We start from the raw sequence: 25,039 nt of genomic DNA, 5'->3' as shown, positions 1-25,039 counted from the left end.
TCTAAATTTGGTGACTTTTTGGTGACCTGATAGAATTTAGACAGTTTCACCTCCGTCAAAACCTTGCTATGAAAGGAATTTTAACTCTATGGCTACTATTCAGTGGTTGAATGACCTGAATATTAACTCCTAAAAAAACATGAAGTTGAAAATCGATGAAAACTGAATTATGATTAGCGAAAAGTCCTTATAAATTAAGGGTTTTTCTTTTTTTGAAGTGGAGTAAATATATCTGGAAAAAATTAATGAAATTTATACTTATTTTTATGTATTGAGCAATAATAAGCAATGAGCTTCGAAATTTGCCCCCAAATTTGCCCAATCAAAATTTAATGAATTGTTGAATAGTACCCAAGTAAAAAATTATTAAATAGTTATATACCAACATATTTGGTATAATGGTACTATCTAAAAAAAGATTAATAAGAGGTTAAACATAAAATGTTTCAATTTCAATTTAAAATAATAGTTAAAACTTATTTTTTTTCAGCATTCTTAAAAAGTAACTCCAATTAAGTTGGAGGTTGTTTAAATGTCTGAAAATATTTTTAATGATCGTCCTCACAAAAACGAGAAAGCTGATTCGATTGCTTACGTTAAAACTCTAATTGAGAAGGCACGAGATGAAGAGCGTACAGATGATATTCCAAAGCTCGAAAAGCTGATTCAAATGCTCAACACAACAAAGTATGGTCTAGTTTGGGAAGAACATGCTGAAAAAGTTGAAGAAGAAATGAAAACTAAAATCCCTGTTTTTGTAGAAGATGAAAACAAGAAAATCAATGGTAATCCTGGGTCAGAAGATTATAATTTTTTATTAGAAGGTGATAACTTACACAGCTTACATCTGCTGGAGAAAACACATCTCGGCAAGATTGATGTGATTTATATTGACCCACCTTATAATACTGGGACAAAAGAGGGTGCATTTAGATACAATGATAAACTAGTATTAAATGATGATACGTATATTCACTCAAAATGGCTAAGTTTTATGCATAGTAGACTTAAAATTGCTGAAAGGTTACTGTCAAATAATGGTGTTTTATTTTTGCATATTGATGAGAATGAGTTTGCTCAAATAAAGTTATTACTTGATGAAATTTTTGGAGAAGGTGCTTTTGTAGAAAACTTGATTTGGAATAAACGAGTTCCAAAAAATGATAAAGGTATTGGAGCAATTCATGAATATGTCCTGATATATACGAAAAATTCTAAAAATGAATTTATGGTAGAGAAAGAAGGATTGGAAAATATTTTTTCATTAGTTGATGAAGCTAAAAAAGCTGGTAAAACGCCGTTGGAAGCACAAAATCTTCTTAAGGGATTTTACCGAGAAAATGAGTTACCAAGAGCTATCACTTTATACAATAATATAGATAATAATTTCAGGATTTATGGAAAAATAAATATGTCATGGCCTAACGCAAATACTTTTGGGCCTAGATATGATGTTTTACATCCTAAAACTGCAAAGCCTGTAAAAGTTCCAGCTAGAGGGTGGCGCTGGCGTTATGAAACATTAGAGGATGCTTTGAAAGGCGAATTTCAAGAATTAGAAGATGGAAGCTATTTGCAGGGTAGAATTTGGTATGCCAAAGATGAAAACACTCAAATTTCTAGTGTGAATTATCTTGAAGAAACTAATAGGATGCTTTTGAGATCAATAGTTTCATTAAAATCAGATGGATCACTCGAACTAGAAAAACTGGGATTTAAGAAAAATGATTTTACATATGCTAAACCTGTAACTTTAGCAAAAGAGTTACTTCAATCAATTACGTTTAATAATTTGGATGCCACTATTCTTGATTTCTTTGCAGGTTCTGGAACAACAGGGCAGGCAGTTACAGAGCTCAATGCAGAAGATGGCGGTACTCGTAAATTTATTCTTGCTACTAACAATGAAAATAACATAGCCGAAGAAGTAACCTACGAGCGTATGAAACGTATTTCTACCGGTACTGAAAAGTATGAAGCGCATTCTCTCAATCTAAAATACTTTAAAACTGACTTTGTTATTAAAAAAGAATTTCCGGATGTTTATCTTGAATATGAATTGTTGAAATATGTGACACCACTTGTAGAATTGGAATTTGCAGTTGATATTACGAATCCTAAAGTTCAAATTGTTTTAAACGAAGAACAACTTGAATCATTGATTAATAATAAACAACTTATTAGTAACTCAACGATTTTTATGCATCCTGATGTTTTTAGAGATGATAAGCAAAATCAAATCTTACAAGATCTACAAATTAGAGTAAAAGAAATCCCAAATTATTTCTTTGGAATGGAGTTATGGACAAAATGATAGAATTGAAAGACTTTCAACAAGATGTAGTCGATAAACTATTGACTTTTATTGCACCAGAATATGATGTTAATAACATTACTATTAAAGCGCCAACTGGAGCGGGTAAAACAATTATACTTCTATCATGGATTGATGAATATATTCGTTCAACTGGGGATAATGTCGCATTTGTTTGGTTTACACCAGGTGCTGGGGATCTCGAAGAACAATCACAAGATAAAGCAAATAGCTTTTCAAGTATTAAGCCTCAATCTGTAGATGATGCTTTACTTAATGGTTTTGAAAGAGGTTCAGCAACTTTTATTAATTATGAACGTGTAGTCGGTAAAAAATCAAAAGCAATGCTTACTGATAGTGAACGAGCTAATCTAGTTGATAAAATTGAAAAAGCTTTTCAAGAGGACTGTCACTTTATCTTGATTATTGATGAAGCACATCGCAATGATACTAAAAAAGCACGTGATATTATCTCACAATTTAAGGCATCTAAAACAGTTCGTGTGTCAGCAACGATTGATGATCCAAATACACCCGATATAATTGAGTTCTATGAAGTATTAGAAGAATCAGTAATCGCATCTGGTTTGATTACAAAAGCGGTAGTGGTCAACGAAGAAATTGATATAAGTTTTGATGGAACAGATGAGTTTGCAATTTTATTTAATTCAGCCGAAAAGAAACGCCAACAAATTGTTGATAGCTATATTGAAAATGGAATAACGGGTATTAATCCACTCGTATTGATCCAACTTCCTGATGAATCAACACCCGATTTATCTTTACGTATTGAAAAGCATCTTCAAGAAACGATGCATAAAACGTATGAAGATGGTAAACTTGGTATTTGGCTTTCTGAACAAAAACGTAATGTCATTGATGTGAACAAACTTGATAATAAAGTAGAATACCTTATTATCAAGCAAGCTATTGCAACAGGATGGGATGCTCCACGTGCTAAAATCTTAGTCAAAATTCGTGAAAATATGGGAGAACAGTTCACAGTTCAAACACTTGGACGAATCCGCCGAATGCCACAACCTTGGATAGGTCACTATAACGTTGATGTTCTTGATAATGCATACCTTTATACTTTTGATACAGATTTCTTAAATGGGGTATTTGCACAAGGTGCAGCAGTTGCACCAACTCCATTATTAAACCTCAAAGATAGAGCTAAAATTTTAAAGCTAACTTCTGAACGAGTAATTAACTATGATGAAGTTCTAAACGAAAAAATGATTCTAAATAATATATATGAGGGCTTAAAGAAACGTTTCAATTTTACGGATGATTTAGAAGAAAATTACTTAATTTTAAAAAATCAAGGATACATTTTAGGGAACGAAATTAAAACTATTTTCAAACAAGGTAGATTTGATGTTTTAGCAAACGCAGATAGATTACAAGACCGTGAACGTTATGTTAAAGCAGACTATCAAGATAACCGTATTGATTTGCTTCATGCTTTTCACGAACTTGATCGTGTTATTCATTTACCAGTGTCTAAAGTTGAAGCAATGCTTAAGCGATTCTTCTTATGGCGTGGTTATTCTCTTGTAACTTCCATTCTAAAATTAGATGCGAACGAATGGACAGCATTTATTTTGAATAACTGGCGTGCTTTACGTGAAGAATTCAGAAAAATAGATGTAGAACAAGCTGTTCAAGGAAGTCTTGATTTAGATAATATTCAGCAAAATGATTTTACAATTCCATTAACTGAGCGTTATACCTATAACCCTAAACTTGCAGATGCAAAAATCGTTGAAACAAGTGCTTATGAAAAATATACAACTGCATCTATTGCCGTTCGTCCAAGTATTGTTGAACGCTTGATAGAACGATGGTTAGAATCACATTCTGATATTGTTGATTTTGTATATAAAAATGGAGATAATGGCTCACAATATTTCTCATTAGTTTACACAACAAATGGTGGAGTATCACATTTTTATCCTGACTTTATTGTTCAAATGAAAAATGGCGATGTTGTTATTATCGAAACAAAAGGTGGAGAAAATAATCAAGGACAAGATAAGAATATTGACCCTTATGCCCCTGCAAAATATGAAGCGTTGAAAAAATATGCTTCAAAACACAATGTAAAATGGGCATTTGTTCGTGATATGAATGAGGAACTTTACTATTTGAATAGTGGCGAATGGATTGATGATATGGCTTCTGATGAATGGCAAGCTATTTCAAGATTGTTTGGTATGATAAATGACTAAAATAATACGTTCTCTTACAAATTTATGGAGAAAGATTACCAAATTGCTTCACGATGAACATCATGGTTATCTCAAAATTAGACCATCAAATAAAAAAGAACACTTTCCTAAAATTCAATATGAGGCTTCTGAAACTGATTTATTTGATGATTCAAGTGAAACTCTTAAAAAACAAACCGATGAGATAACTAGAATTGCGATGGAAACGCAGATTCTTATTTCTGAAATGCCTAATGAGTTTGGTAAAGCACTCAAATTTTTAAGAAAGAAAGGCAAACTAACCCAAAAACAGTTATCTGAAAAATCAGAGGTATCCGAAGCTACTATCAGAAGAATAGAAAACAATTTTGATTATCAGCCCAGTAAGATTTATATTGCTAAACTTTGCATAGGTCTAGAATTGAATCCTATTATATGTCAGTCGATGTTTGATTTAACTGAACATAAACTAAATAATTCTGTTGAAAATATAAAGATAAAAATTGTTTTGTACGACTCTTACTTGAAAAATATTTATGATGCTAAACTTTTGCTAAATAAAATGAATATAAAAACAGAAAAAACAGAAGAATAAAATTTCGACCGCTCATGATATGGGCGGTTTTTATGATGCTTATAGTACAAGGGTATTCCAAAAATTTATGAATAAATTACCCTAATTTCTATGTTTTTTTAAAAGAATATCATTCAAAACCGCTCATGTCATGGACTGTGGCAATCATTCATTTTTTGAGAAAATAGATTCATCAAAGAGGTCATGAACTTTGATTGAATAATCTCAATACTAGTTAGAGATACCTCATAAGAATACGGTCTTTAATAATGCTGATATGACTAACCGTAGATAGTTGTATTTGAGGAAATCAAAATGGAAAATTTCTTACCAATCAATAACCCAAAATTGTCAGAAGCTACTATCTCGAATGTTACATTTCCAAAAAATGTAAAAATTCAACTTGCCAGTGCATCTCAGAAATTTACAAAAAATGGAGAAACTATCCAAGGTTCTATAGGAAAAATCTCCTGCAATGTTGTGGATGCCGTATTAGCTAAAGTTGTTGAAAAATCTGGTTCAGACATCTCATCGTTAAAACCATTTATCCTTGAACTTGTGGGAAATGAAGAAGATTTACGTGAAATAGCAATCAGTGAACTTGTAGGCTCTGAAATCAATATTGAAAAAGGTAAAGTCATGTTGAAATGGGTCAGCAATCGTAATAGCTCAGGTTGGAGAGATTTGAAAGTTGTTTTAGATATTTCTGAAACAGAAGGTACAGAGGAATAATATGATGAATAGAAAAGAATTAAATATTTGGGCATATTTCAATGAAATTGAATATTGCCTACAAGACGAGAACTATAACAAGGAACGTGCTTTATATTTAATCTCAATCGCGCGACATTCTAACTGGAAAGATGAAAGGAGACTTTGAAGACATTGAAGATTAATAAAATTATCGAATGGATTGCTCGATTGCCCCCAATGTGGGGAGGAGGTTCGAGCAAATTAACTGTTGACATGAATCAAGCTCAAATTTTATATCAAAAGCATCGAATTTATCTGATTACTTTAACAATTTGGTTTGCTCTTACTATACTGCTAGTGATTTGGTGCAATATAAAAAATGTTATACTTAGTATCTCAAAAGGAAGAATAATTTTTAATGTGCTTCCTTTTATGATTATGATGATACTTCTTATTTTAGGAATATTTGTGATTGCATTATGGAATTTATTGCATTCTCGATATTCTCCTATTCAAAAATGGAAATTAGAAACGCTTTTGAGAAATTTTACAGAGGAAGCTAATTTATTAGCACAACATGATGATTCATTTAATTTTACTAAATCAGTTAAATGGAGTTATTCAGCGTCAGAACAAAAAATTATAATAAATCTAAAAACAGGTGGACATATTAATTTTGAGATGGAAAAAGATATTGGACGTAGATTACTAGGATTTTTAATAAAAGAGACCAATTATGTATGGATTCTTGAAGACAGCAGTGTAACAACCGGCTCAATAAAAATTATATTTTCACATGATGCTGATGAAAGACTAGTGATTGATGATTTGAGCAAGCTTAAAAAATCGAATATGGTTAATATTCCGCTAACAAAACAACTTTCATGGGATATTAGAAAGCAACCGCAAATAGGTATCTTCGGTAAAACTGCGAGTGGAAAAACGAGTCTCATAAAATCAATTATTATTTCTTTTTTGGCGAATAATAAAAATAACAAACTTATGCTCATAGATGGAAAAGCTGGATTTCTTTCACAATCAGGAATATTTACAAAAATACCCACTGCTATCAAAGCTGAGGAAACTTTGACATTACTAGATGATGCTATTGCAATCATGAATCAACGATATGCTGAAATGAATTGTGATTTGGCAGATGAGAGTGATGTAACCTATATTGAGAAATTTCCAGATAAAGGAACAATTCTAATAGCTTGCGATGAACTCCTTGCTCTTGCATCTGCAACACAGGCATCTGATAAATTGAAAAAGCCTGCTGATAGATTGATGCCCCAAATTTCAGATAGGATTCTAACACTTATTGTCAAATCAAGACAAGCGTCTATGACAATTTTACTATCAGGGCAAGCATTTCCTGCAAGCCTTTTAGGAGATTCAACAGTTCGTAGTAATTTAGGTATGATTGTAAATCTCGGACGTACTTCACAAATTCAAGCACAGGAACTGTTTTCTATGAATTTAAAAGATTTACCTCAAGCAGATTCATCGAATTATGAGGGTATTATTTGGCTCGATGCTCTTAATTGGGAAACACCAAGAGTGTTTCACTCTCCCTATTATAACGATGAGAAATTACCTTTTAAAGCAACATTACTAAAATTAACTAAGACGCAGGGCGGTGGCTCGCCACAAGCCCTGTGACTCAGTTACTCTTGCGTGTACTACTTGACATACACGACATACACGCAAGATAGGCTGATGAAATACGAGTGAATAAGATGAATGAATATAATGCAAAAATAATAATGTTTGAAGACCACGCTGAAATTATCAGATATGGCACAAATATAACAAGAGCACCATCTGAGCAAATTAATAGAAATACAAGAACTCATAATGATGTAGATGATGAAGAGTTGCAAAAGCAACGTGTTTTGGAGCAAGCTTTTCGGACAAAGCGAAAAGTAAAATATTATTGTCAGACCAATGATTTCAACTTATTTTGGACTTTAACACTAGATGATGCCAAAGTAAACGCTAGGAATTACACCTACTCAAGACAAAGGCTTCAAGCATGGTTAAAATATCAAAGAGAAAAATATGGAAAATTTGATTATCTTTTTGTTCCTGAGCTTCATAAATCAGGACGAATACATTTTCGTGGTGTAACAGGTAACTTATCTCCACCACTTGTAGAAGCTCGTTATCCCAAAAGCAATCGACTTATCAAGAAAAAAGGGATACAGATATACAATGCTGAAAACTGGAATAACGGTTTTAGCACCGTTTCTAAAATTCAGAACAGAGAAAAATCCGCAAGCTATATCACAAAATATATAACGAAAGAGTTAATCGAAATGCCTAGTGCGTTTCATCAACCGAGATATTTTGTAAGTCGTGGACTGAAGCAGCCTGAAATCTATTATAAGGAGCTTTCAGATGAAGACTTATCAAACTTTATTCCATCTTTTGTTGTAGGTGGTAAAAATAGCTTGAACAATCAATTTGAAGCAGATGTTTCCATTTATCAAGTGGATATTACAGCAGATGGAAAAATGATTCAAAATAGCCCACCTGAAACAGCATGGAAATTAAGAAACACAAAAAGCCCTGACGGCAATCAGGACTTCCAAAAATAATTTGTAAAGCCATTATACCATATTTGGTTGATGGCAGATTGAGGTACGATATGAAAATAAAAAGTGTGCCTATTGAAAGTGATGCTGTATGGACGAATAAAAAAGGTATCTTGATGCGTTATGAGAACCTTAATATTTACACCTTGAATCGTTGGCTATCTGAAATGCGAGATAATAGACATTTTAGACAAGGTGTAATCAATCCAACGCACAAGTTGGTTTTTATTAATTTAGAAATTTTTGAGGACTTTCTTTATTGGAAACAGCATGGTTATTCAAGATTTAAGGCAAAATAACACAAAAAATGGTAAAATGGAAGATGCTAATCAAATTCTATTTTATCATTTTTCATATCGTCACTTTGAGAGGATAAAATATGTATTTTGAAGAAAGAAAAAATAAAGATGGGAAGTTATTTTATGTAGCTGCTGAACGATATGTTGACCCACTAACTGGCAAGAAAAAGCGTGCATCAGTGGTATATCACAAGAATACAGCACGAGCAAGACGACAAGCTGAACATGAGTTAATTGATAGAATTGATGATATTATTTCAAAAAAACAAGGATTTTTCAAAGGTTCGTCAATGACTACCTTTAGTGAGTTAAAGACAAGCTGGTTTGAAGTTTGGCAAACCACCGTTAAAATTCAAACTGTAAAACGTGAAAAACTTGTTATCAGTAGACTTTCAGAACTGATATCTGATGATATTTTACTCGAGAATATTACACCTTTACTCATTCAAAACTGTTTAAATGAGTACAGAGAGAAATATCAATCTACACACTCAACGATGCAACATATCAAATGTACGTTAAATAAAATATTTGACTATGGTGTCTTGCATAATGCGATTCCGTTTTCTCCATCAAAGGTTGTTAAATTAAATGCTACTGTTGAAGAAAAGCGTGCGAAAAAACAGCGACTTGAAAAGAAATTTTTAGATGAGCATGAAGTGAGAGCTTTCTTGTCAGAGTTAAAAATGAGACGAAATCAAAACTACTACGACCTTGCCTTATTCCTTATTGGCACTGGCTGTCGTATTGGAGAAGCATCTGCTTTGACTGCATCTGATGTTGACTTTAAAAATCATTTGGTTACCATTGATAAGTCGTTGCAAGCACATGATTTAAAAGTTGACGAGTTTTATCTTGATACAACTAAGACAGAAACAAGCGAACGTGTAGAACAGCTTCCTGAATTTGTGATGCAAGCTCTAAAACGAGTGATTGAACGCAATAAACAGCTTGATGAACACATGGATAATTTCCCATCACAAGCATTTAGAAAATTTGATTTTCTCTTTAGAACTGAATATGGCACACCGATTACCTCACACAGCTTTAGAGAAGTTCTGGGACGAGTAAATAAAGTTTTGCAAAAAGACTGTAAAGAAAAATATGGTTTTGAGTGGACAAAAAACGCTATTCCACATAGCTTTAGGCATATCCATATCTCTGTTTTACGCAATGACCCAACAGTTCCATTAAAAGAGGTTCAAGCTCGTGTAGGACACGTTCAAGAAGCAACAACAAATGGCTATACTCACTTGATGAGTGCATCGCAACAGAAATCAGTTGAAGCAATTAGTCGCTTTATTGATAAAATGGCAGTAAATGAAAGTGAAATGTGTTGATTCAACAAATTTGCCCAAAAACTGCCCAAAAATAAAAAAATTAGATTATCAAAGCTCACAAAGCCTTGATACACAAGGAGTTATAAATATGAGTACAATACAATGGTACCCAGGCCACATGTCCAAGGCTAGAAGGCAGGTCCAGGAAAATTTAAAATATGTTGATTTTGTGACTATCGTGGTGGATGCTCGTTTACCCTGGTCTAGCCAAAATCCTATGTTGACTAAAATTGTGGGTGACAAGCCCAAGCTCTTGATTTTAAATAAGGCTGATTTGGCTGATTCTGTGCGAACCAAAGAATGGTGTCACTATTTTGCAGAACAAGGCTTTATGACCTTAGCCATTAATTCTAAAGAGCAATCCACCGTCAAGAAGGTTACTGATGCTGCTAAGCTGCTTATGACAGACAAGCTTGTTAAATTGCGCGAGCGGGGTATTCAAAAAGAAACCTTACGAACCATGATTATCGGCATTCCAAACGCTGGTAAATCAACGCTCATGAATCGCCTAGCTGGCAAGAAAATTGCTGTAACGGGTAATAAACCGGGCGTTACCAAAGGTCAACAATGGCTTAAGTCAAATAAGGAATTAGAAATTTTGGATACGCCTGGTATTCTTTGGCCTAAATTCGAAGAAGAGAGTGTGGGCCTAAAGCTGGCTTTGACTGGTGCGATTAAGGATCAATTGTTGCCGATGGACGAGGTGACTATCTTTGGGCTTGAGTATTTTCAGCAGCATTATCCAGAGCGTTTATCGAGACGCTTTAAAGGAATCAATCTGGCCTTAGAAGCGCCAGAAATGATTATGACAATGACTGAAAAATTAGGTTTTCGTGATGATTATGATCGCTTCTACCAGTTATTTGTCAAGGAAGTGCGTGATGGTAAGTTAGGAACTTATACGCTGGATGTCTTAGGAGATGTTGATGGCAACGATTAAGGAAATTGAGCAAAGGCTAGCGACCATTGAGACTTTAGATGATTCGCACTGGGCTGATTTTCTGCAGGATAAGCGTGTCGGCGTGAAAAGGGCTATTCGAAAACGGCAAAAAGCCATTGCTGCTAAGCAGGCTGAGGCTGCTCGCTTGGAGTTGATGCTGCGCCATGAGCGTGCACTCTACCAGCAAGGTGTTGAGTGGATTGCAGGTATTGATGAAGTCGGACGGGGCCCCTTGGCTGGTCCGGTTGTGGCAGCGGCAGTTATCTTGCCCAAAGACTGTTCTATTCAAGGACTCAATGATTCTAAGCAAATTCCAAAGCATAAGCATCGTGCTTTTTATCAAGCTATCATGGACCAGGCTTTAGCTGTCGGTTTAGGTCTAAAAGACAATCAGACGATCGATCGGGTCAATATTTATGAAGCAACAAAATTAGCCATGCTAGATGCTGTTGCTCACTTATCCATCCAACCGCAGCATCTTTTGATTGATGCTATGACTTTAGATCTTCCCATACCACAAACTAAACTTATCAAGGGTGATGCTAATTCCTTATCTATAGCGGCAGCTTCAATAGTTGCCAAGGTCGTCAGGGACGAAATAATGGTAAACTACAATGCTATCTACCCGGGCTATGCCTTTGATCAAAATGCCGGTTATGGCACCAGGGCTCACTTGGAGGGGCTTGCGCAACTTGGCCTTACTCCGATTCACCGCCAGAGCTTTGAACCAATTAAGTCGCTGCTTAAGCATGCTACAAAAGGAGAAAGCGATGACTGAAAAAGAGAAGATGTTAGCTGGAGATTTATACGATGCTAGCGATCCCCAATTGCAGGCTGAGCGCCAACAGGCACGCCAGCTGATGCAGCAATTTAATCAGGAACAAGAGGGAGCTAAGCGCAGCGCATTGTTAAAATCATGGTTTGGGGCAACGGGTCAAGTAGTAGATATAGAACCTCCTTTGGCTTGTGATTATGGTAGTAATATTTATATTGGCAACCATTTCTATGCTAATGTCAACCAAACGTTTTTAGATGTTTGTGAGATTCGTATTGGTGATCATTGTCTGTTTGGCCCTAACTGTCAGCTCTTAACCCCACTTCATCCCCTTGATCCGATTGAGCGGCGGTCTGGTGTAGAGTATGGGACTCCTATCTCAATTGGCAATAATGTCTGGTTAGGTGGTGGGGTGACAATCTTACCAGGAGTTACTTTAGGCGATAATGTTGTCGTTGGAGCTGGCAGTGTGGTGACCAAATCCTTTTCAGAAAATCTAGTGATTGCTGGTAATCCAGCACGAGTCATTAAAAGTATCGGGAATAAGAAATCTCAGTAATAGAGAGACTTAGGACAAGCACCCTGAGTTTCTTTTGGTCTAACCTATTGAAAGTTTCGCTTAAAATATTGTCGCGCAAGCGGACTTTAAATAGAGGTTACTTAGTCAACCTTTATGGTTTTATTAAATAATGTAGTGACAACACTATTGTTTTTGGGGAAGAAGTGACCATATTCAAATTGAAAAAATGTTTTATTTGTTTTGACTGATTTGCTTCAGTCTTTTTTGCTTTTTTTGAAAACAAACATGCTTATAAAAATTGCTGGAGTACATTGATAGATTCTCTATTGCTTAAAGCTGCAAAGTTGCTTTTATGAGTGGAACAGCTTTGTTACCTTTTGTTTTTTTCTTTTTTGCCTTAGTGACTAGCCATCGCTATGAACTCTTATTTCTTGCGGTGCCCTGCTTAATCGCTATTTATATTTTTTCCTATCATTTCACAATTGTGGGGTTAGGGGAGACTTTTGCTCATAATTTAGGGATAGCTTATCAACGAGTGATTCTTTTTGGGCTTATTTTAGTAGCTATTGTGACGGCCACAATTGTGATTATTGTAGGTAGCATTCCTTTTTTGGGATTAATTGTTCCCAATGTTATTCGTTTAAGTAAAGGAGATTATTTGGCTAGTCATTTAGGCTTAACTGCCTTGTTAGGAGCTGTTACACTGATGTTTTGTGATTTTGTTGGTCGCTTGATTATTTTCCCCTATGACATTCCTATTGGTTTGACCTTGGGAGTTTTAGGCAGTCTCTTTTTCTTGCGCCTGATGACTCAAAGCGAGGTTAGTAGGGGATGAAATTGCAGCTTGAAAAGCAAAAAATACTTGGTCTTGGCATAATCTTACTTACGCTAACCTTAGTTTTCTTTTTGTATGGTCTTCCGCTAGGAGCCAATCGTTTTTTACTGCTTTATTACTTAAAAACACGCTATCTTAAATTTGTAGCACTCCTTTTAATTGGCATTTGTATCGGCACGTCCTCTTTGATTTTTCAAACGATTACTGCTAATAGACTTTTAACCCCGGCTATTGTTGGTTTGGATAGTTTATTTATTTTTATTCAGACGTTGCAAATGGCAATCCTAGGTAGCCAAAAACTCTTAACCACTGGGCCCTTATCACTTTTTGTATGCTCCTTAGTGGCGATGTTGTTCTTTGCCTGTGTCCTATTTGGTTCTTTTTTCAAGGAGCAACACCTTTCCCTATATTTTGTTTTGCTTGTTGGTCTTATTTTTAATACCTTATTTACATCACTGGCAAAATTTATCCAGGTCATTATGGATCCAAATGAGTTTTTGGTTTTGCAAAGTCACTTGTTTACGAGTTTTAATGCTCTTAATGCTTCTATAATGGGACTGGCTTGGGTATTGGTTGGTATAAGTTTTTTGCTCAATTATCGTCTCTTTGCTCAATTAGATGTCTTGTTATTAGGAAGCGAGCAGGCTAAATCCTTAGGAGTTGCTTATGATCGCTTGGTGAGACAAGCATTCTTATGGGTTGCGCTTTTGGTGGCAATCGCTACCGCTTTGGTAGGGCCGATCACTTTTTTAGATTTGGTAGTTGTTCATCTCACCTATCAAATGTTTCCTAACTACCGCCATACTATCCGGGTACCAATGGCAATCCTTATTTGTATCATAGCTTTGCTGATCGGACAAATAAGTGTTCAATACGTCTTAAAGCTTGCAGTACCCCTACCTGTTTTACTTAATTTCCTAGGTGGGAGTTACTTCATTATCTGTCTTATTAAGGAGAATAAGCGGTGATTGAAACCTTTAATTTAACCAAATCTTACGGAACAAAAACAGTACTCAAAAATATTACAACTGTCATTCCAAAAGGCCAAGTGACTGCTATTGTGGGACCAAATGGCTCGGGCCAAAGCACTTTTTTAGCCTGTATAAGCCGCTTGCAAAAGGCTGAGCAAGGAGAGATTTATCTGGATGGAAAATCTCTCGCTGAGTTTTCTGCGCAAGCATTTGCTAAAAAACTCGCCATTTTACGGCAAGCCAATCATCTCAATCTCACAATAACTGTTGAAGAATCAGTAGTTTTTGGACGTTTTCCACATTCTCGAGGAAAATTAAGCACAGCTGATCAAGCGAAGATTAATCAAAGTTTGACTGATATGTCCTTAGCAGATTTAAAAACGACTTATATTTCGCATTTAAGTGGAGGACAATTGCAAAGAGCTCTGATTGCCATGACCATGGCTCAAGACACAGATTATCTCTTGTTGGATGAGCCCTTAAATAATTTAGATTTAAAGCATGCCATCGATATTATGACAATACTACAAGGATATGCCCAAAAAAATGGCAAAACAGTAGTAGTTGTTATTCATGACATCAATTTTCCCTCAATCTACGCCGACACTATCATCGCTTTTAAAGAAGGTTTGATCCATGCACAAGGTCAAACAAAAGACATTATGACGGAGACGACTCTATCAGAATTATTCGAATTGCCAATCCGAATTGAAACAATAAATGGCAAACGCGTCAGCATTTTTCATTAAAGAGCACTTAGGGCAGGTTTGTTCAGCACCACAGACTAATTGCCAAGTGCAAACTACAGATATTGGAGTATTTCCTATGAGCAAAAAAAGTTTTCTTGCTTTTGTCGCATTTTTAGCATTGCTATTTTCCTACCAGACTAGTTTAGCGAGTGAAAAGAGCAAAACAGTTACCATTCAAAATAATTATACGGCCTATCTGAAAAAGGAAAAACTAGGGTAGCCTGATAATCAAAAAGCCATTACAGAGCAACTGAAGGTTCCCTATAAACCCAAAAAGGTTATCGTTTTTGATATGGGAGCTTTAGATACGTTGACTACACTAGGTGTGGAAAAATCAGTTGCTGGTATTCCTAAGGGCCAAAACGCCGTTAATCTTTTGCCTGATAATCTAAAGAAAATCTATCAAAAAGATGCCTTTCAAAATGTTGGTAGTCTATTTGAACCTAATTTTGAAACGATTGCAAGTATTCAACCAGAAATTATCTTCCTTGGCGCACGGATGGCTTCAGTCGATAATTTGACAAAATTAAAAGAAGCTGCTCCTAAAGCGGCAATTGTCTATGGTGGTATTGATGCTAAAAAGCCATTTGATCAAGCAGTTGAAGAGCGTTTGGAGATGTTTGGTCGGATTTATGGGAAAAAGAAGAAGGCAAAAGCTTACCAAAAGAAACTGACACTTTCCTTAAAACGTCTTAAGAAAAGTGTAAAGGTTAAGAAAAACCCAACGGCCTTGTTTGTTATGGCAAATAGCGCAGAGCTCTTGACACAGTCGCCTGCTGGCCGTTTTGGCTGGATTTACCAGGTAGCTGGTTTTGTTCCTGTCAATAAAGAAGAAAAGCTAAGCTAAGCACCCATGGCTCACCCGTTTCATATGAATATATTTCTGAAAAGAATCCTGATTATTTATTTGTGCTTGATCGCGGAGCGACCCTCGGGCAAGCAGCCTCGGCAAAGAAATTGTTAGCAAATGATGTTATCAAAGAAAGCAAAGCCGTTAAACTAAAGCATGTTCATGAAGTTGATGGACGCGATTGGTATATTAATGCAGGTGGTATTCGAGTAACGTTACGGATGATTGCAGACCTTCAAGATTTCCTTGATAAAAAATTAAAGCTAAGAAACTGAACTTTCGGTTTCTTTTTTCGAATAAGTAAGTTGGAGGAAGATTGATGAATAATTTTGAACTCTTTAAATTAAAGGCTGCTGGATTGAAAAATCAGCAGATTTTAAACATCATTGCTTATCGAAAAAAACATAAAACACCTTTATCTGTTCGTAATATGGCTGTGGTTGCCCAATGTCAAGATCCTATCATCTTTATTGAAAACTATAAAGGGCTTGAACTGACAAGCTTACGCCGGTCCTTTTTGAAATATCCAAGTTTTTCTATCCTTGATGATTGTTATCCTCTAGCCTTGCGTGAAATTTATCAACCTCCGGTTTTACTCTTTTATCAAGGGAATCTTCAATTATTGGAAAAACCTAAATTAGGAGTTGTAGGGTCACGTAAAGCTTCAGAAGAAGGCATTAAGGCTACTGCTAAATTAGTTGGTGAGGTGGCTAACCGTTTAGTTATTGTAAGTGGACTTGCACGAGGTATTGATACGCAGGCTCATTTAGCTAGCATTCGACATAAAGGACAAACAATTGGCGTCATTGGTTGCGGCTTTGATCATTATTATCCAAAAGAAAACCGTCGCTTGCAATCTTATCTTGCATCCCATCACTTAGTTTTGACGGAATATGCACCAGATGAGCCGCCGCTGGCTTATCATTTTCCAGAGCGTAACCGGATTATTGCCGGTCTATCTAGAGGTGTATTAGTAGTAGAAGCCAAGTATCGGTCAGGCAGTCTCATCACGTGCCAGCAAGCCTTGGATGAAGGACGAGATGTATTTGCGGTTCCGGGTAATATTTTAACCGGTTATTCCGAAGGATGCCATCAGCTAATAAAAGATGGGGCAAAGTGCGTAACGACGGGCTTAGACATACTTTCTGAGGTCTTTTAGTTAGCAACTTTCTTCCTATATGATATTTTTTTATTGACAGTTATGAAAAAATGGTTTATTATTCTAGAAGCTTTAAGCAAAATGTAATAGGAAGTGTATCTGATTGGTTACAACAAAAACAAGGAAGACTAAAACAACCGCAAAAAAAGCAACCGCAAAGAAGAAAAGTACCACTACAAAGAAAAATTTAGTTATCGTTGAATCGCCTGCTAAGGCAAAAACAATTGAAAAGTATTTAGGACGACAGTATAAGGTTGTAGCTTCTGTTGGACATATTCGTGATCTAAAAAAATCATCAATGTCAATTGACTTTGAGGATAATTATAAGCCAGAATATATCAACATTCGAGGTAAAGGACCACTAATCAATTCTTTAAAAAAAGAAGCTAAAAATGCTAAAAAAGTATATCTTGCCAGTGACCCGGACCGAGAAGGTGAAGCGATTTCTTGGCACCTATCACATATTTTGGGATTAGCAGAAGATGATGATAATCGGGTTGTTTTCAATGAGATTACAAAAGATGCAGTAAAAAATGCTTTTAAAGAGCCACGCAAAATTGATATGGATTTAGTGGATTCGCAACAAGCCAGGCGCGTGCTGGATCGAATTGTTGGTTACTCCATATCACCAATCCTATGGAAAAAAGTAAAAAAAGGCTTATCAGCTGGTCGTGTCCAATCCGTAGCTCTCAAGCTCATTATAGATCGTGAAAATGAGATTAAAGCCTTTAAACCAGAAGAATATTGGACAATTGATGGTCAGTTTAAAAAAGGCAATAAGAAGTTTCAAGCTAATTTCTATGGAGTTGACGGAAAAAAACAAAAATTAACCTCCAATGATGAGGTTAAAGCTATTTTAAGTCGGCTGCATTCAGACATATTTGATGTCACTTCTGTTGAGAAAAAAGAACGTCGGCGCAATGCACCCCTGCCTTATACAACTTCGTCACTACAACAGGATGCTGCTAACAAAATTAATTTTCGAACACGAAAAACGATGATGGTTGCTCAGCAATTATACGAAGGTATCAGCTTAGGAAACAATGGGACACAAGGTTTGATAACCTATATGCGTACCGATTCTACTCGGATTAGCCCAGTCGCCCAAAATGAGGCTGCCGCCTTTATTAATGAGCGGTTTGGTGAACAATACTCTAGGCATAGCAATCGCGTTAAAAATTCTAACAGTGCTCAAGATGCCCATGAAGCGATTCGTCCCTCAAGTGTTAAGCTTACACCAGATGCTATTGCTAGGTATTTAAACAAAGATCAACTAAAGCTCTATACCCTTATTTGGAATCGCTTTGTTGCAAGTCAGATGACAGCAGCTGTTTTTGATACAGTCAAAGTTACCCTCGAGCAAAATAAAGTTATGTTTGTGGCTAATGGCAGCCAAATTAAATTTAACGGTTATATGGCCGTTTACAATGATTCCGATAAAAACAAGGTTCTGCCTGAAATGGCTGTTGGCGATGAGGTCAAAAAAATTCTGACCACACCAGAGCAGCACTTTACTCAGCCACCAGCACGCTTTTCTGAAGCAAGTCTCATAAAAACACTAGAAGAAAATGGTGTCGGACGGCCGTCTACTTATGCACCGACACTAGAAGTTATTCAAAAACGTTACTATGTGAAGTTGGCTGCTAAGCGGTTTGAACCCACGGAGTTGGGTGAAATTGTGAATAAACTGATCACCGAATTTTTTCCAAATATTGTTGATGTCACTTTTACAGCAGAGATGGAAGCCCAACTTGATCAGGTAGAACTTGGTAAAGTGAAGTGGCAAGAAATTATTGATCAATTCTATCAACCATTTACCAAGGAATTGTCCGTAGCCGAAGAAGAAATGGAAAAAATAACCATCAAAGATGAGCCAGCAGGTTTTGACTGTGATGTCTGTGGTCATCCAATGGTTATTAAACTTGGTCGTTATGGTAAATTTTATGCTTGTAGTAATTTTCCCGAGTGCCATAATACCAAAGCCATTACAAAGGAAATCGGGGTAACCTGTCCGCTATGCCATAAGGGACAAGTTATTGAGCGTAAGACAAAACGAAATCGTATTTTTTATGGTTGTGATCGCTATCCAGAATGTGAATTCACCTCATGGGATCTTCCAGTAGGGCGCAACTGTCCAAAATCTGGAGACTATTTAGTGGAAAAGAAAATTCGCGGTGGCGGCAAGCAGGTTGTTTGTAGTAATGAAGCTTGTGATTATCAGGAGGCTAAGATTAAGTAAAACCTCTCACCTCATTACAGCAACATGGAGTAAAAACATTACAAGCAAACGATTTATCTGCAAAGTCGCCATCATCCAAGTCACCCAGATTGAAGAAGGACTTTTTAAGGGTAATTCTTCAATCTTTTTGATTAGTAAACTGAAGATCTAATAGCAGCAGTCTTAGCTTTTGAAAGTTGCCAGCTGTCAACTATTCACATGCAAAAAAGTAGTCATTGTTCCCTTTAAGATTAGTTGAGAAGTAAACCCATTTTGTCCGCCTGAGTAAGCTCAAACTAACTTGCTTAGTGAGTCAATGAAATGAATTGATTGGATCGTTCTTGGCCAGTTTTAGAAAATGCTCCGCAGAGGTTAATAAATCTATCTTATCTAAAGTAGACCACTGAAAAAGTCTGTTATAAAGGACTTCAAAGGTTTTGTCTGTTATAACGGCCTTTCACGATTTTATCTGTTATAATAGACTTTTCTTGATTTGTCTGTTATAATGGACTTTGTGAGGTAGAGATTATGTTTATTGCTCTTATTGCAGATATTGTCGCTTCGAAGCAGTTGGCCAACCGACAGCAGTTTCAAGCAGCTCTTATCCAAACCTTAGAAAGACTTAATAAGGATTACACCCAGTGGTTGGTGTCACCTTTTACTGTGACATTAGGGGATGAATTTCAGGCTCTTTTTGTGCGAGAAGTTCCCATTTTTGAGATTATTGACCAATTAAACCGATATTTAGCCCCCGTTACCATACGTTATGGCATTGGCGTTGGCGACATTTTAACCACCATTAATAGTAGCATCAGTCTGGGTGCCGATGGTCCAGCATACTGGCACGCGCGACGCGCCATTCAATATATCCACCAAAAAAACGACTATGGCAACACACAAGTACGTATCAGTGGAGAGGAAAAGGACGTTTATGAGACCATCAACACCTTGCTTGCAGCTGGTGAGGCCATTAAGTCCAACTGGCGATCTAGTCAAGAAGAACTCTTAGTGCAACTGCTGGAGCATAAGGACTATAGTGAACATTTTAATCAACAGGATTTAGGTCGAGCCTTACATTTACAGCCTAGCGCCTTATCCAAACGCCTAAAAAGTAGTAATTTAAAAGTCTATCTTAGAACTCGCCATCAAGCCCAAAACCTAATTCCAAAAGGAGTGGACCCATAATGATTAGTATTTCGCAGTATTTGGGGACACATCCCCTGCTAACATGTTATTTCATTTGTCATTTTCTTTCTGATTTTCAATGGCAAAGCCAACACCTTGCTGATAAAAAGGGCACTCAGTTAGCGGCTCTGGGTAAGCACATCCTTATTGTCGCCTTACCATTGGTAGCTCTAAGCCTCTGGCAGCCCCAGACTTGGCTGATCACTCTGCTTATTATAATAAGTCATGGTCTCATTGATTTTAGTAAGCCAAGAGTGATGCAGTGGGCAAAGCTCTCACCAAGGCTAGCTTTTACCATTGATCAGGGCTTACATTTAGCGATTATTATCTTCCTAAGCTCTTATTTGCGGGAAATAAGTAGTCGCCCTATGATTTTCCAATTGTATTTGCTTAACCTGATTTTGTTTCTGGTGCTTATCACCAAGCCGACCAATATTGCTTTTAAGATCTGGTTTGATAAGTATCAACCCCTTCATTACACTAGGGAAGAAACGATTGCTGGGGCTGGTGCGACGATTGGTAATCTTGAGCGAATGATGATTGGAATCTGCCTATTTTTAGGGCAATATGCCACTATAGGGCTGGTTTTTACGGCAAAATCAATTGCCAGATACAATAAAATTTCAGAGAACCCTTCCTTTGCAGAATATTATTTAATTGGTTCTTTGTTTAGTATGCTAGGCGTCTTTTTTGCAGCCTGTGTAACTTTGATATAACATAACTATATTTATGTAAAAAAACATCTGTGCACAGCCTTCGCAAATTTCTGCTATAATAACACTATCTAAAATAGAAAGATTTGAGGGAGTTAGATTTTATCTGTTGTTTGACAGTTGTTTAACTCCCAAAGAGGTATTAGTTCATGTCTCAATCTTACATTAATGTTATTGGTGCCGGTTTGGCTGGTTCTGAAGCAGCCTACCAAATCGCCAAACGTGGCATTCCAGTTAAACTTTATGAAATGCGCGGAGTCAAAGCAACTCCTCAGCATAAAACAACGCAGTTTGCAGAATTGGTCTGCTCTAATTCTTTTCGTGGTGATTCTTTGACCAATGCTGTTGGCCTGCTCAAAGAAGAAATGCGTCGTCTTGATTCCATTATTATGCGAAATGGTGAGGCTCACCGCGTACCTGCTGGAGGCGCTATGGCTGTTGACCGAGAAGGTTACTCCCAAGGTGTAACAGCAGAATTGACGAATCATCCCTTAATCACGATTGTGCGTGAGGAAATAACTGAAATTCCAGATGATGCTATTACTGTGATTGCTACTGGTCCATTAACTAGCGATAGCTTAGCAGCCAAGATCCACGCACTTAATGGCAATGAGGGTTTTTATTTCTACGATGCGGCAGCGCCGATTGTTGATAAAAGTACCATTGATATGGATAAAGTTTACCTTAAGTCTCGTTACGATAAGGGCGAAGCGGCTTATTTAAACTGTCCTATGACCAAGGAAGAATTTATGGCTTTTCATGATGCCTTGACGTCAGCTGAGGAAGCCCCGCTGAATGCTTTTGAAAAGGAAAAATATTTTGAAGGTTGCATGCCCATTGAAGTAATGGCTAAACGTGGGATTAAAACGATGCTTTATGGTCCAATGAAGCCGGTTGGTTTAGAGTATCCAGATGATTATCGTGGGCCTCGTGATGGTGACTTTAAAACACCCTATGCGGTAGTCCAATTACGCCAAGATAATGCTGCAGGTTCTCTATATAATATGGTTGGTTTTCAGACCCATCTAAAATGGGGTGAACAAAAACGAGTGTTTCGTATGATTCCCGGACTAGAAAATGCAGAGTTTGTGCGTTATGGTGTTATGCATCGCAATTCTTATATGGATTCGCCAAATTTATTGACACCAACGTTTGCTAGTCGGCAAAATCCTAACCTGTTCTTTGCCGGGCAAATGACAGGGGTAGAAGGTTATGTCGAGTCAGCAGCCAGTGGTTTAGTAGCTGGTATCAATGCAGCGCGTCGTTTTAAGCATGAAAGCGAGATTGTTTTTCCTGAAACAACAGCAATTGGAGCTTTGCCGCACTATATTACGCATACTGATAGTAAGCATTTCCAGCCAATGAATGTTAATTTTGGCATCATTAAAGCGCTGGAAGGACCACGCATTCGTGATAAGAAGGAACGCTATGAGGCTATTGCTGAGCGTGCTTTGAATGATTTAGAAGCCTATCGGGCTTATTAATATAAGAAGAAAGGTTCTGAATAAGAACCTTTCTTCTTATAGTTGTTAACTATATAATAAAATTAAAAATAGCTATTTTTGGACTTGCCTGGTTTTTGGTACACTAATATTAGTTGATCAATGAATAGTATATAAGGTAGGAATCGTTATGAAACTAAAAAAAAGAGTAGCACTAACAGGATGTCTACTGGCATCCGTTTTAGTATTAGGAGCATGTGGTCACAAAAAGCAGGACCAAAGTAAAATTGTCCGTGTGGGGACCATGGCTAAAAGTAAGTCAGAAAAAGCGAGATGGGATAAGGTCGAAGCCATTCTCAAGAAAAAAGGAATTACCTTAAAGTTTACTGAATTCACCGACTATACTCAACCCAATAAAGCTTTAGGCAGTAAGGAAATCGATATAAATGCCTTTCAACACTATAATTACTTAAATAACTGGAATAAGGCTCATAAAACCAATTTTGTACCAGTAGCAGAAACCTATTTCACCTCTTTTAGATTGTATTCAGGAACAAAGAATGGTAAGGACAAATATACGTCGGTATCACAAATTCCAAATAAGGCGACCATTGCGATTCCAAATGATACGGTCAATGAGAGTCGTTCACTCTACCTTTTGCAATCAGCTGGTCTGCTAACTTTAAGTGTCTCAGGTGACACTCTGGCTTCGATTTCAGATATTACGACTAATAAAAAAGACATCGTCTTAAAAGAAGTTGATGCAGCACAGACAGCTAGGACGTTACATTCAGCCTATGCTGCTATTATTAATAATGACTTTGTCACAGAAGCCGGTATTAATCCTCGCTCAGCTATTTTTGTGGAGCCTAAGAGTGCTAACGCCAAGCAATGGTATAATCTCTTAGTCGCCCAAAAAGGCTGGCAAGATTCTGACAAGGCAAAAGCCATTAAAGAAGTGGTTAAAGCCTATCATACCGATGCAGTAAAAAAAGTAATTAAAAAAACGTCTAAAGGCTTGGATCAACCTGTTTGGTAAAAGGGTTAGGTCATCTAAAAAGCATATTCATGGTTCATCCACGAACAATGGCAATAACAAAGCAACCTCTAAAAAAGATTGGCCTTGGCCTTACTCTTTTAGAGGTTGCTTTGTTGCTTATGTAAATAGAGTTGACTTTTTTATAGCATTTACTGTCTACTTACGTTTAAAAGGAAGGGGAATATCTTTTAACTGATTAAAGGTATCAGCTATTTTTTGATTGCGTTCAATATTTTTTAAGGTTTCTTGGTCAAACAAAGCTTGGCTTTTTTGGCGGCCTTCACTTGTAATGTAATACAGTTTGACTAAGGAGCCAAGTGCCTGCTTGCCCTGTTTAGGGGACATAGCAACGACTTCCTCTAACTCAGCGTTTCGATAGTGTTTCGCTGGTTTTGCTGGTATTGCGGCTACAACAAACCCTAAACTTTCAAGGTGTTGTTTGGCTTGACCTAAGGGGAGGTTAATAACGTTATCTAAGTTTCGCATACCTCGTTGCTTTTCCAGACGTTGGTCCATATACTTTTCAACAATGGGACGCGTGTTATCTATCCCTTTTCCTATTAATTCTGTTGTATCGGGAATTAAAGTAAATACCTTGCTGACTGCACCCAAGAGGCGCAAGCGTTTTTTTGATTTGGCCATGATAATCTCCTCAATTGACTATTCTTTTTATTATTATATCAGAAGATTAACCAAAGCTAGAATGATAACCTTACAAATTTGTAAGTCTATCACCCTTGTTCTGTAAGATTGCTGCAGCGATTTTCCTATAAAATAGAAAGTGTCAAAGGAAGCCTGTTAGTGGCATACCATTTGTCTTATAAAAATCGTATAATATGATATTAGGAGAAGTTATGATGTTATTAGAAATTGAGCACTTAAAAAAAGTTTACCGAACTCGCTTTTCCAAAGAAGAGACCCATGCTCTTAAGGATATTGATTTTAAAGTTGAAAAAGGGGAATTTATTGCTATCATGGGGGAATCTGGCTCTGGAAAGACCACGCTCTTAAATATTTTAGCTACTTTAGAAAAACCCAGTCAAGGTTCGGTGCTCTTAAATAACCAAGATATTACTAAAATTAAAGAAGGGGATTTAGCTAAGTTTCGCTTGCAGAATCTAGGCTTTGTTTTCCAAGATTTTAATCTGCTAGATACCTTATCGGTGAAAGATAATATTTTTTTACCGCTTGTTTTGGATCGTAAATCCTATCAGGAAATGAACAGTAAGCTAGGTCGTTTAGCTAATAAATTAAGGATTGAAGATCTGCTGGGAAAGCGTCCGTTTGAAATTTCAGGCGGTCAAAAACAACGGGTTGCTATTGCAAGAAGTTTGATGAATGAGCCCCAGATCCTATTGGCTGATGAGCCAACAGCTGCTCTAGACTATCGTCATTCAGAAGAATTGCTAACGCTATTTGAAGACATTAACCTTGATGGACAAACGATTTTGATGGTTACCCACTCAGCCAATGCTGCTAGCCATGCTAAACGGGTATTGTTTATTAAAGACGGGCGTATTTTTCATCAAATGTATCGTGGCAATAAAACCAATGCAGACTTTAGTAAAGACATTTCCTTGACAATGGCAAGTCTATTAGGAGGAGGTCAGTAA

General features: G+C 36.7%; 21 protein-coding genes and 2 pseudogenes. 22 read left to right on the top strand and 1 reads right to left on the bottom strand.

Annotated elements, in window-relative coordinates:
* Positions 1 to 532: 532 nt before the first annotated feature.
* From K5J94_RS07105 to K5J94_RS07005, 21 genes and pseudogenes are all read left to right on the top strand, one after another.
* Positions 533 to 2,314, top strand: a complete 1,782-nt coding sequence (locus K5J94_RS07105) for a site-specific DNA-methyltransferase (protein WP_221912751.1) — start codon at positions 533 to 535, stop codon at positions 2,312 to 2,314.
* Positions 2,311 to 4,548, top strand: a complete 2,238-nt coding sequence (locus tag K5J94_RS07100) for a DEAD/DEAH box helicase (protein WP_221913806.1) — start codon at positions 2,311 to 2,313, stop codon at positions 4,546 to 4,548. Before K5J94_RS07105 ends, K5J94_RS07100 begins: the two co-directional genes overlap by 4 nt.
* Positions 4,541 to 5,122 carry a helix-turn-helix domain-containing protein gene (locus K5J94_RS07095; protein ID WP_221912750.1) on the top strand — a complete coding sequence of 194 codons (582 nt, stop codon included), beginning with the start codon at positions 4,541 to 4,543 and terminating at the stop codon, positions 5,120 to 5,122. The genes K5J94_RS07100 and K5J94_RS07095 overlap by 8 nt, the downstream gene beginning before the upstream one ends.
* Positions 5,123 to 5,416: 294 nt before the next feature.
* On the top strand, positions 5,417 to 5,833 hold the full coding sequence (locus K5J94_RS07090) for a hypothetical protein (RefSeq protein ID WP_221912749.1): 417 nt from the start codon (positions 5,417 to 5,419) through the stop codon (positions 5,831 to 5,833).
* Positions 5,834 to 5,986: 153 nt separating this feature from the next.
* Positions 5,987 to 7,456 (top strand): FtsK/SpoIIIE domain-containing protein, encoded by a 1,470-nt coding sequence (locus K5J94_RS07085; protein ID WP_231700347.1) that lies wholly within the window; start codon positions 5,987 to 5,989, stop codon positions 7,454 to 7,456.
* Positions 7,457 to 7,533: 77 nt separating this feature from the next.
* On the top strand, positions 7,534 to 8,394 hold the full coding sequence (locus tag K5J94_RS07080) for a rolling circle replication-associated protein (protein WP_221912748.1): 861 nt from the start codon (positions 7,534 to 7,536) through the stop codon (positions 8,392 to 8,394).
* Positions 8,395 to 8,444: 50 nt separating this feature from the next.
* Positions 8,445 to 8,690, top strand: coding sequence for a DNA-binding protein (locus K5J94_RS07075; protein ID WP_221912747.1), 246 nt, complete (start codon positions 8,445 to 8,447; stop codon positions 8,688 to 8,690).
* Positions 8,691 to 8,770: 80 nt separating this feature from the next.
* A complete protein-coding gene (locus K5J94_RS07070; RefSeq protein WP_221912746.1) occupies positions 8,771 to 10,030 on the top strand; it encodes a tyrosine-type recombinase/integrase in 1,260 nt (419 codons plus the stop codon).
* 88 nt (positions 10,031 to 10,118) lie between these two features.
* Positions 10,119 to 10,970: a ribosome biogenesis GTPase YlqF gene (gene ylqF, locus K5J94_RS07065; RefSeq protein WP_221912744.1), complete on the top strand. Its 852-nt coding sequence runs from the start codon at positions 10,119 to 10,121 to the stop codon at positions 10,968 to 10,970.
* The gene (locus K5J94_RS07060) at positions 10,957 to 11,748 is read left to right on the top strand and encodes a ribonuclease HII (RefSeq protein WP_221912743.1); all 792 of its coding nucleotides are present in this window, start codon (positions 10,957 to 10,959) and stop codon (positions 11,746 to 11,748) included. Before ylqF ends, K5J94_RS07060 begins: the two co-directional genes overlap by 14 nt.
* Positions 11,741 to 12,304 carry a sugar O-acetyltransferase gene (locus tag K5J94_RS07055; RefSeq protein WP_221912734.1) on the top strand — a complete coding sequence of 188 codons (564 nt, stop codon included), beginning with the start codon at positions 11,741 to 11,743 and terminating at the stop codon, positions 12,302 to 12,304. The genes K5J94_RS07060 and K5J94_RS07055 overlap by 8 nt, the downstream gene beginning before the upstream one ends.
* 352 nt (positions 12,305 to 12,656) lie before the next feature.
* Positions 12,657 to 13,100: pseudogene (locus K5J94_RS07050) on the top strand (iron chelate uptake ABC transporter family permease subunit); the annotation flags it as partial.
* Positions 13,097 to 14,068, top strand: a complete 972-nt coding sequence (locus K5J94_RS07045) for an iron chelate uptake ABC transporter family permease subunit (RefSeq protein WP_221912732.1) — start codon at positions 13,097 to 13,099, stop codon at positions 14,066 to 14,068. The pseudogene K5J94_RS07050 and the gene K5J94_RS07045, both read left to right, overlap by 4 nt.
* Positions 14,065 to 14,820: an iron ABC transporter ATP-binding protein gene (locus K5J94_RS07040; RefSeq protein WP_221912730.1), complete on the top strand. Its 756-nt coding sequence runs from the start codon at positions 14,065 to 14,067 to the stop codon at positions 14,818 to 14,820. Before K5J94_RS07045 ends, K5J94_RS07040 begins: the two co-directional genes overlap by 4 nt.
* 76 nt (positions 14,821 to 14,896) lie before the next feature.
* Positions 14,897 to 15,945: pseudogene (locus tag K5J94_RS07035) on the top strand (siderophore ABC transporter substrate-binding protein).
* A 44-nt stretch (positions 15,946 to 15,989) separates the two neighbouring features.
* Positions 15,990 to 16,829: a DNA-processing protein DprA gene (dprA, locus tag K5J94_RS07030; RefSeq protein ID WP_159560050.1), complete on the top strand. Its 840-nt coding sequence runs from the start codon at positions 15,990 to 15,992 to the stop codon at positions 16,827 to 16,829.
* Between the two features lie 103 nt (positions 16,830 to 16,932).
* Positions 16,933 to 19,068 (top strand): type I DNA topoisomerase, encoded by a 2,136-nt coding sequence (gene topA, locus K5J94_RS07025; protein WP_159565056.1) that lies wholly within the window; start codon positions 16,933 to 16,935, stop codon positions 19,066 to 19,068.
* A gap of 504 nt (positions 19,069 to 19,572) precedes the next feature.
* Entirely contained in the window at positions 19,573 to 20,232 is a 660-nt protein-coding gene (locus K5J94_RS07020; protein WP_159565074.1) for a SatD family protein, read from the top strand.
* Complete coding sequence (locus K5J94_RS07015; protein WP_221912728.1) at positions 20,232 to 20,948, top strand: DUF3307 domain-containing protein; 717 nt, start codon at positions 20,232 to 20,234, stop codon at positions 20,946 to 20,948. The genes K5J94_RS07020 and K5J94_RS07015 overlap by 1 nt, the downstream gene beginning before the upstream one ends.
* Positions 20,949 to 21,094: 146 nt before the next feature.
* Positions 21,095 to 22,429 (top strand): methylenetetrahydrofolate--tRNA-(uracil(54)-C(5))-methyltransferase (FADH(2)-oxidizing) TrmFO, encoded by a 1,335-nt coding sequence (gene trmFO, locus K5J94_RS07010; protein WP_159548204.1) that lies wholly within the window; start codon positions 21,095 to 21,097, stop codon positions 22,427 to 22,429.
* A gap of 148 nt (positions 22,430 to 22,577) precedes the next feature.
* A complete protein-coding gene (locus K5J94_RS07005; protein WP_221912726.1) occupies positions 22,578 to 23,426 on the top strand; it encodes a MetQ/NlpA family ABC transporter substrate-binding protein in 849 nt (282 codons plus the stop codon).
* A gap of 156 nt (positions 23,427 to 23,582) precedes the next feature.
* On the opposite strand, the gene K5J94_RS07000 is transcribed toward K5J94_RS07005, so the two are convergent.
* On the bottom strand, positions 23,583 to 24,068 hold the full coding sequence (locus K5J94_RS07000; protein ID WP_159564821.1) for a PASTA domain-containing protein: 486 nt from the start codon (positions 24,066 to 24,068) through the stop codon (positions 23,583 to 23,585).
* 215 nt (positions 24,069 to 24,283) lie between these two features.
* Here K5J94_RS07000 and K5J94_RS06995 point away from each other — a divergent pair, with 215 nt between their 5' ends.
* Positions 24,284 to 25,039: an ABC transporter ATP-binding protein gene (locus K5J94_RS06995; RefSeq protein WP_221913803.1), complete on the top strand. Its 756-nt coding sequence runs from the start codon at positions 24,284 to 24,286 to the stop codon at positions 25,037 to 25,039.

The organism is Streptococcus halichoeri (assembly GCF_019774635.1).
Lineage (GTDB): Bacteria > Bacillota > Bacilli > Lactobacillales > Streptococcaceae > Streptococcus > Streptococcus halichoeri.
The sequence above is the reverse complement of the archived record's forward strand: the minus strand, read 5'-3'. Positions and strand labels throughout refer to the sequence as shown.

What these genes read in the sequence shown, in the direction of transcription:
- K5J94_RS07105 (WP_221912751.1), top strand. Translation starts at nt 533, where the DNA reads ATGTCTGAAAATATTTTTAATGATCGTCCTCACAAAAACGAGAAAGCT.
- K5J94_RS07100 (WP_221913806.1), top strand. Translation starts at nt 2,311, where the DNA reads ATGATAGAATTGAAAGACTTTCAACAAGATGTAGTCGATAAACTATTG.
- K5J94_RS07095 (WP_221912750.1), top strand. Translation starts at nt 4,541, where the DNA reads ATGACTAAAATAATACGTTCTCTTACAAATTTATGGAGAAAGATTACC.
- K5J94_RS07090 (WP_221912749.1), top strand. Translation starts at nt 5,417, where the DNA reads ATGGAAAATTTCTTACCAATCAATAACCCAAAATTGTCAGAAGCTACT.
- K5J94_RS07080 (WP_221912748.1), top strand. Translation starts at nt 7,534, where the DNA reads ATGAATGAATATAATGCAAAAATAATAATGTTTGAAGACCACGCTGAA.
- K5J94_RS07075 (WP_221912747.1), top strand. Translation starts at nt 8,445, where the DNA reads ATGAAAATAAAAAGTGTGCCTATTGAAAGTGATGCTGTATGGACGAAT.
- K5J94_RS07070 (WP_221912746.1), top strand. Translation starts at nt 8,771, where the DNA reads ATGTATTTTGAAGAAAGAAAAAATAAAGATGGGAAGTTATTTTATGTA.
- ylqF (WP_221912744.1), top strand. Translation starts at nt 10,119, where the DNA reads ATGAGTACAATACAATGGTACCCAGGCCACATGTCCAAGGCTAGAAGG.
- K5J94_RS07060 (WP_221912743.1), top strand. Translation starts at nt 10,957, where the DNA reads ATGGCAACGATTAAGGAAATTGAGCAAAGGCTAGCGACCATTGAGACT.
- K5J94_RS07055 (WP_221912734.1), top strand. Translation starts at nt 11,741, where the DNA reads ATGACTGAAAAAGAGAAGATGTTAGCTGGAGATTTATACGATGCTAGC.
- K5J94_RS07045 (WP_221912732.1), top strand. Translation starts at nt 13,097, where the DNA reads ATGAAATTGCAGCTTGAAAAGCAAAAAATACTTGGTCTTGGCATAATC.
- dprA (WP_159560050.1), top strand. Translation starts at nt 15,990, where the DNA reads ATGAATAATTTTGAACTCTTTAAATTAAAGGCTGCTGGATTGAAAAAT.
- K5J94_RS07015 (WP_221912728.1), top strand. Translation starts at nt 20,232, where the DNA reads ATGATTAGTATTTCGCAGTATTTGGGGACACATCCCCTGCTAACATGT.
- trmFO (WP_159548204.1), top strand. Translation starts at nt 21,095, where the DNA reads ATGTCTCAATCTTACATTAATGTTATTGGTGCCGGTTTGGCTGGTTCT.
- K5J94_RS07005 (WP_221912726.1), top strand. Translation starts at nt 22,578, where the DNA reads ATGAAACTAAAAAAAAGAGTAGCACTAACAGGATGTCTACTGGCATCC.
- K5J94_RS07000 (WP_159564821.1), bottom strand. Translation starts at nt 24,068, where the DNA reads ATGGCCAAATCAAAAAAACGCTTGCGCCTCTTGGGTGCAGTCAGCAAG.
- K5J94_RS06995 (WP_221913803.1), top strand. Translation starts at nt 24,284, where the DNA reads ATGTTATTAGAAATTGAGCACTTAAAAAAAGTTTACCGAACTCGCTTT.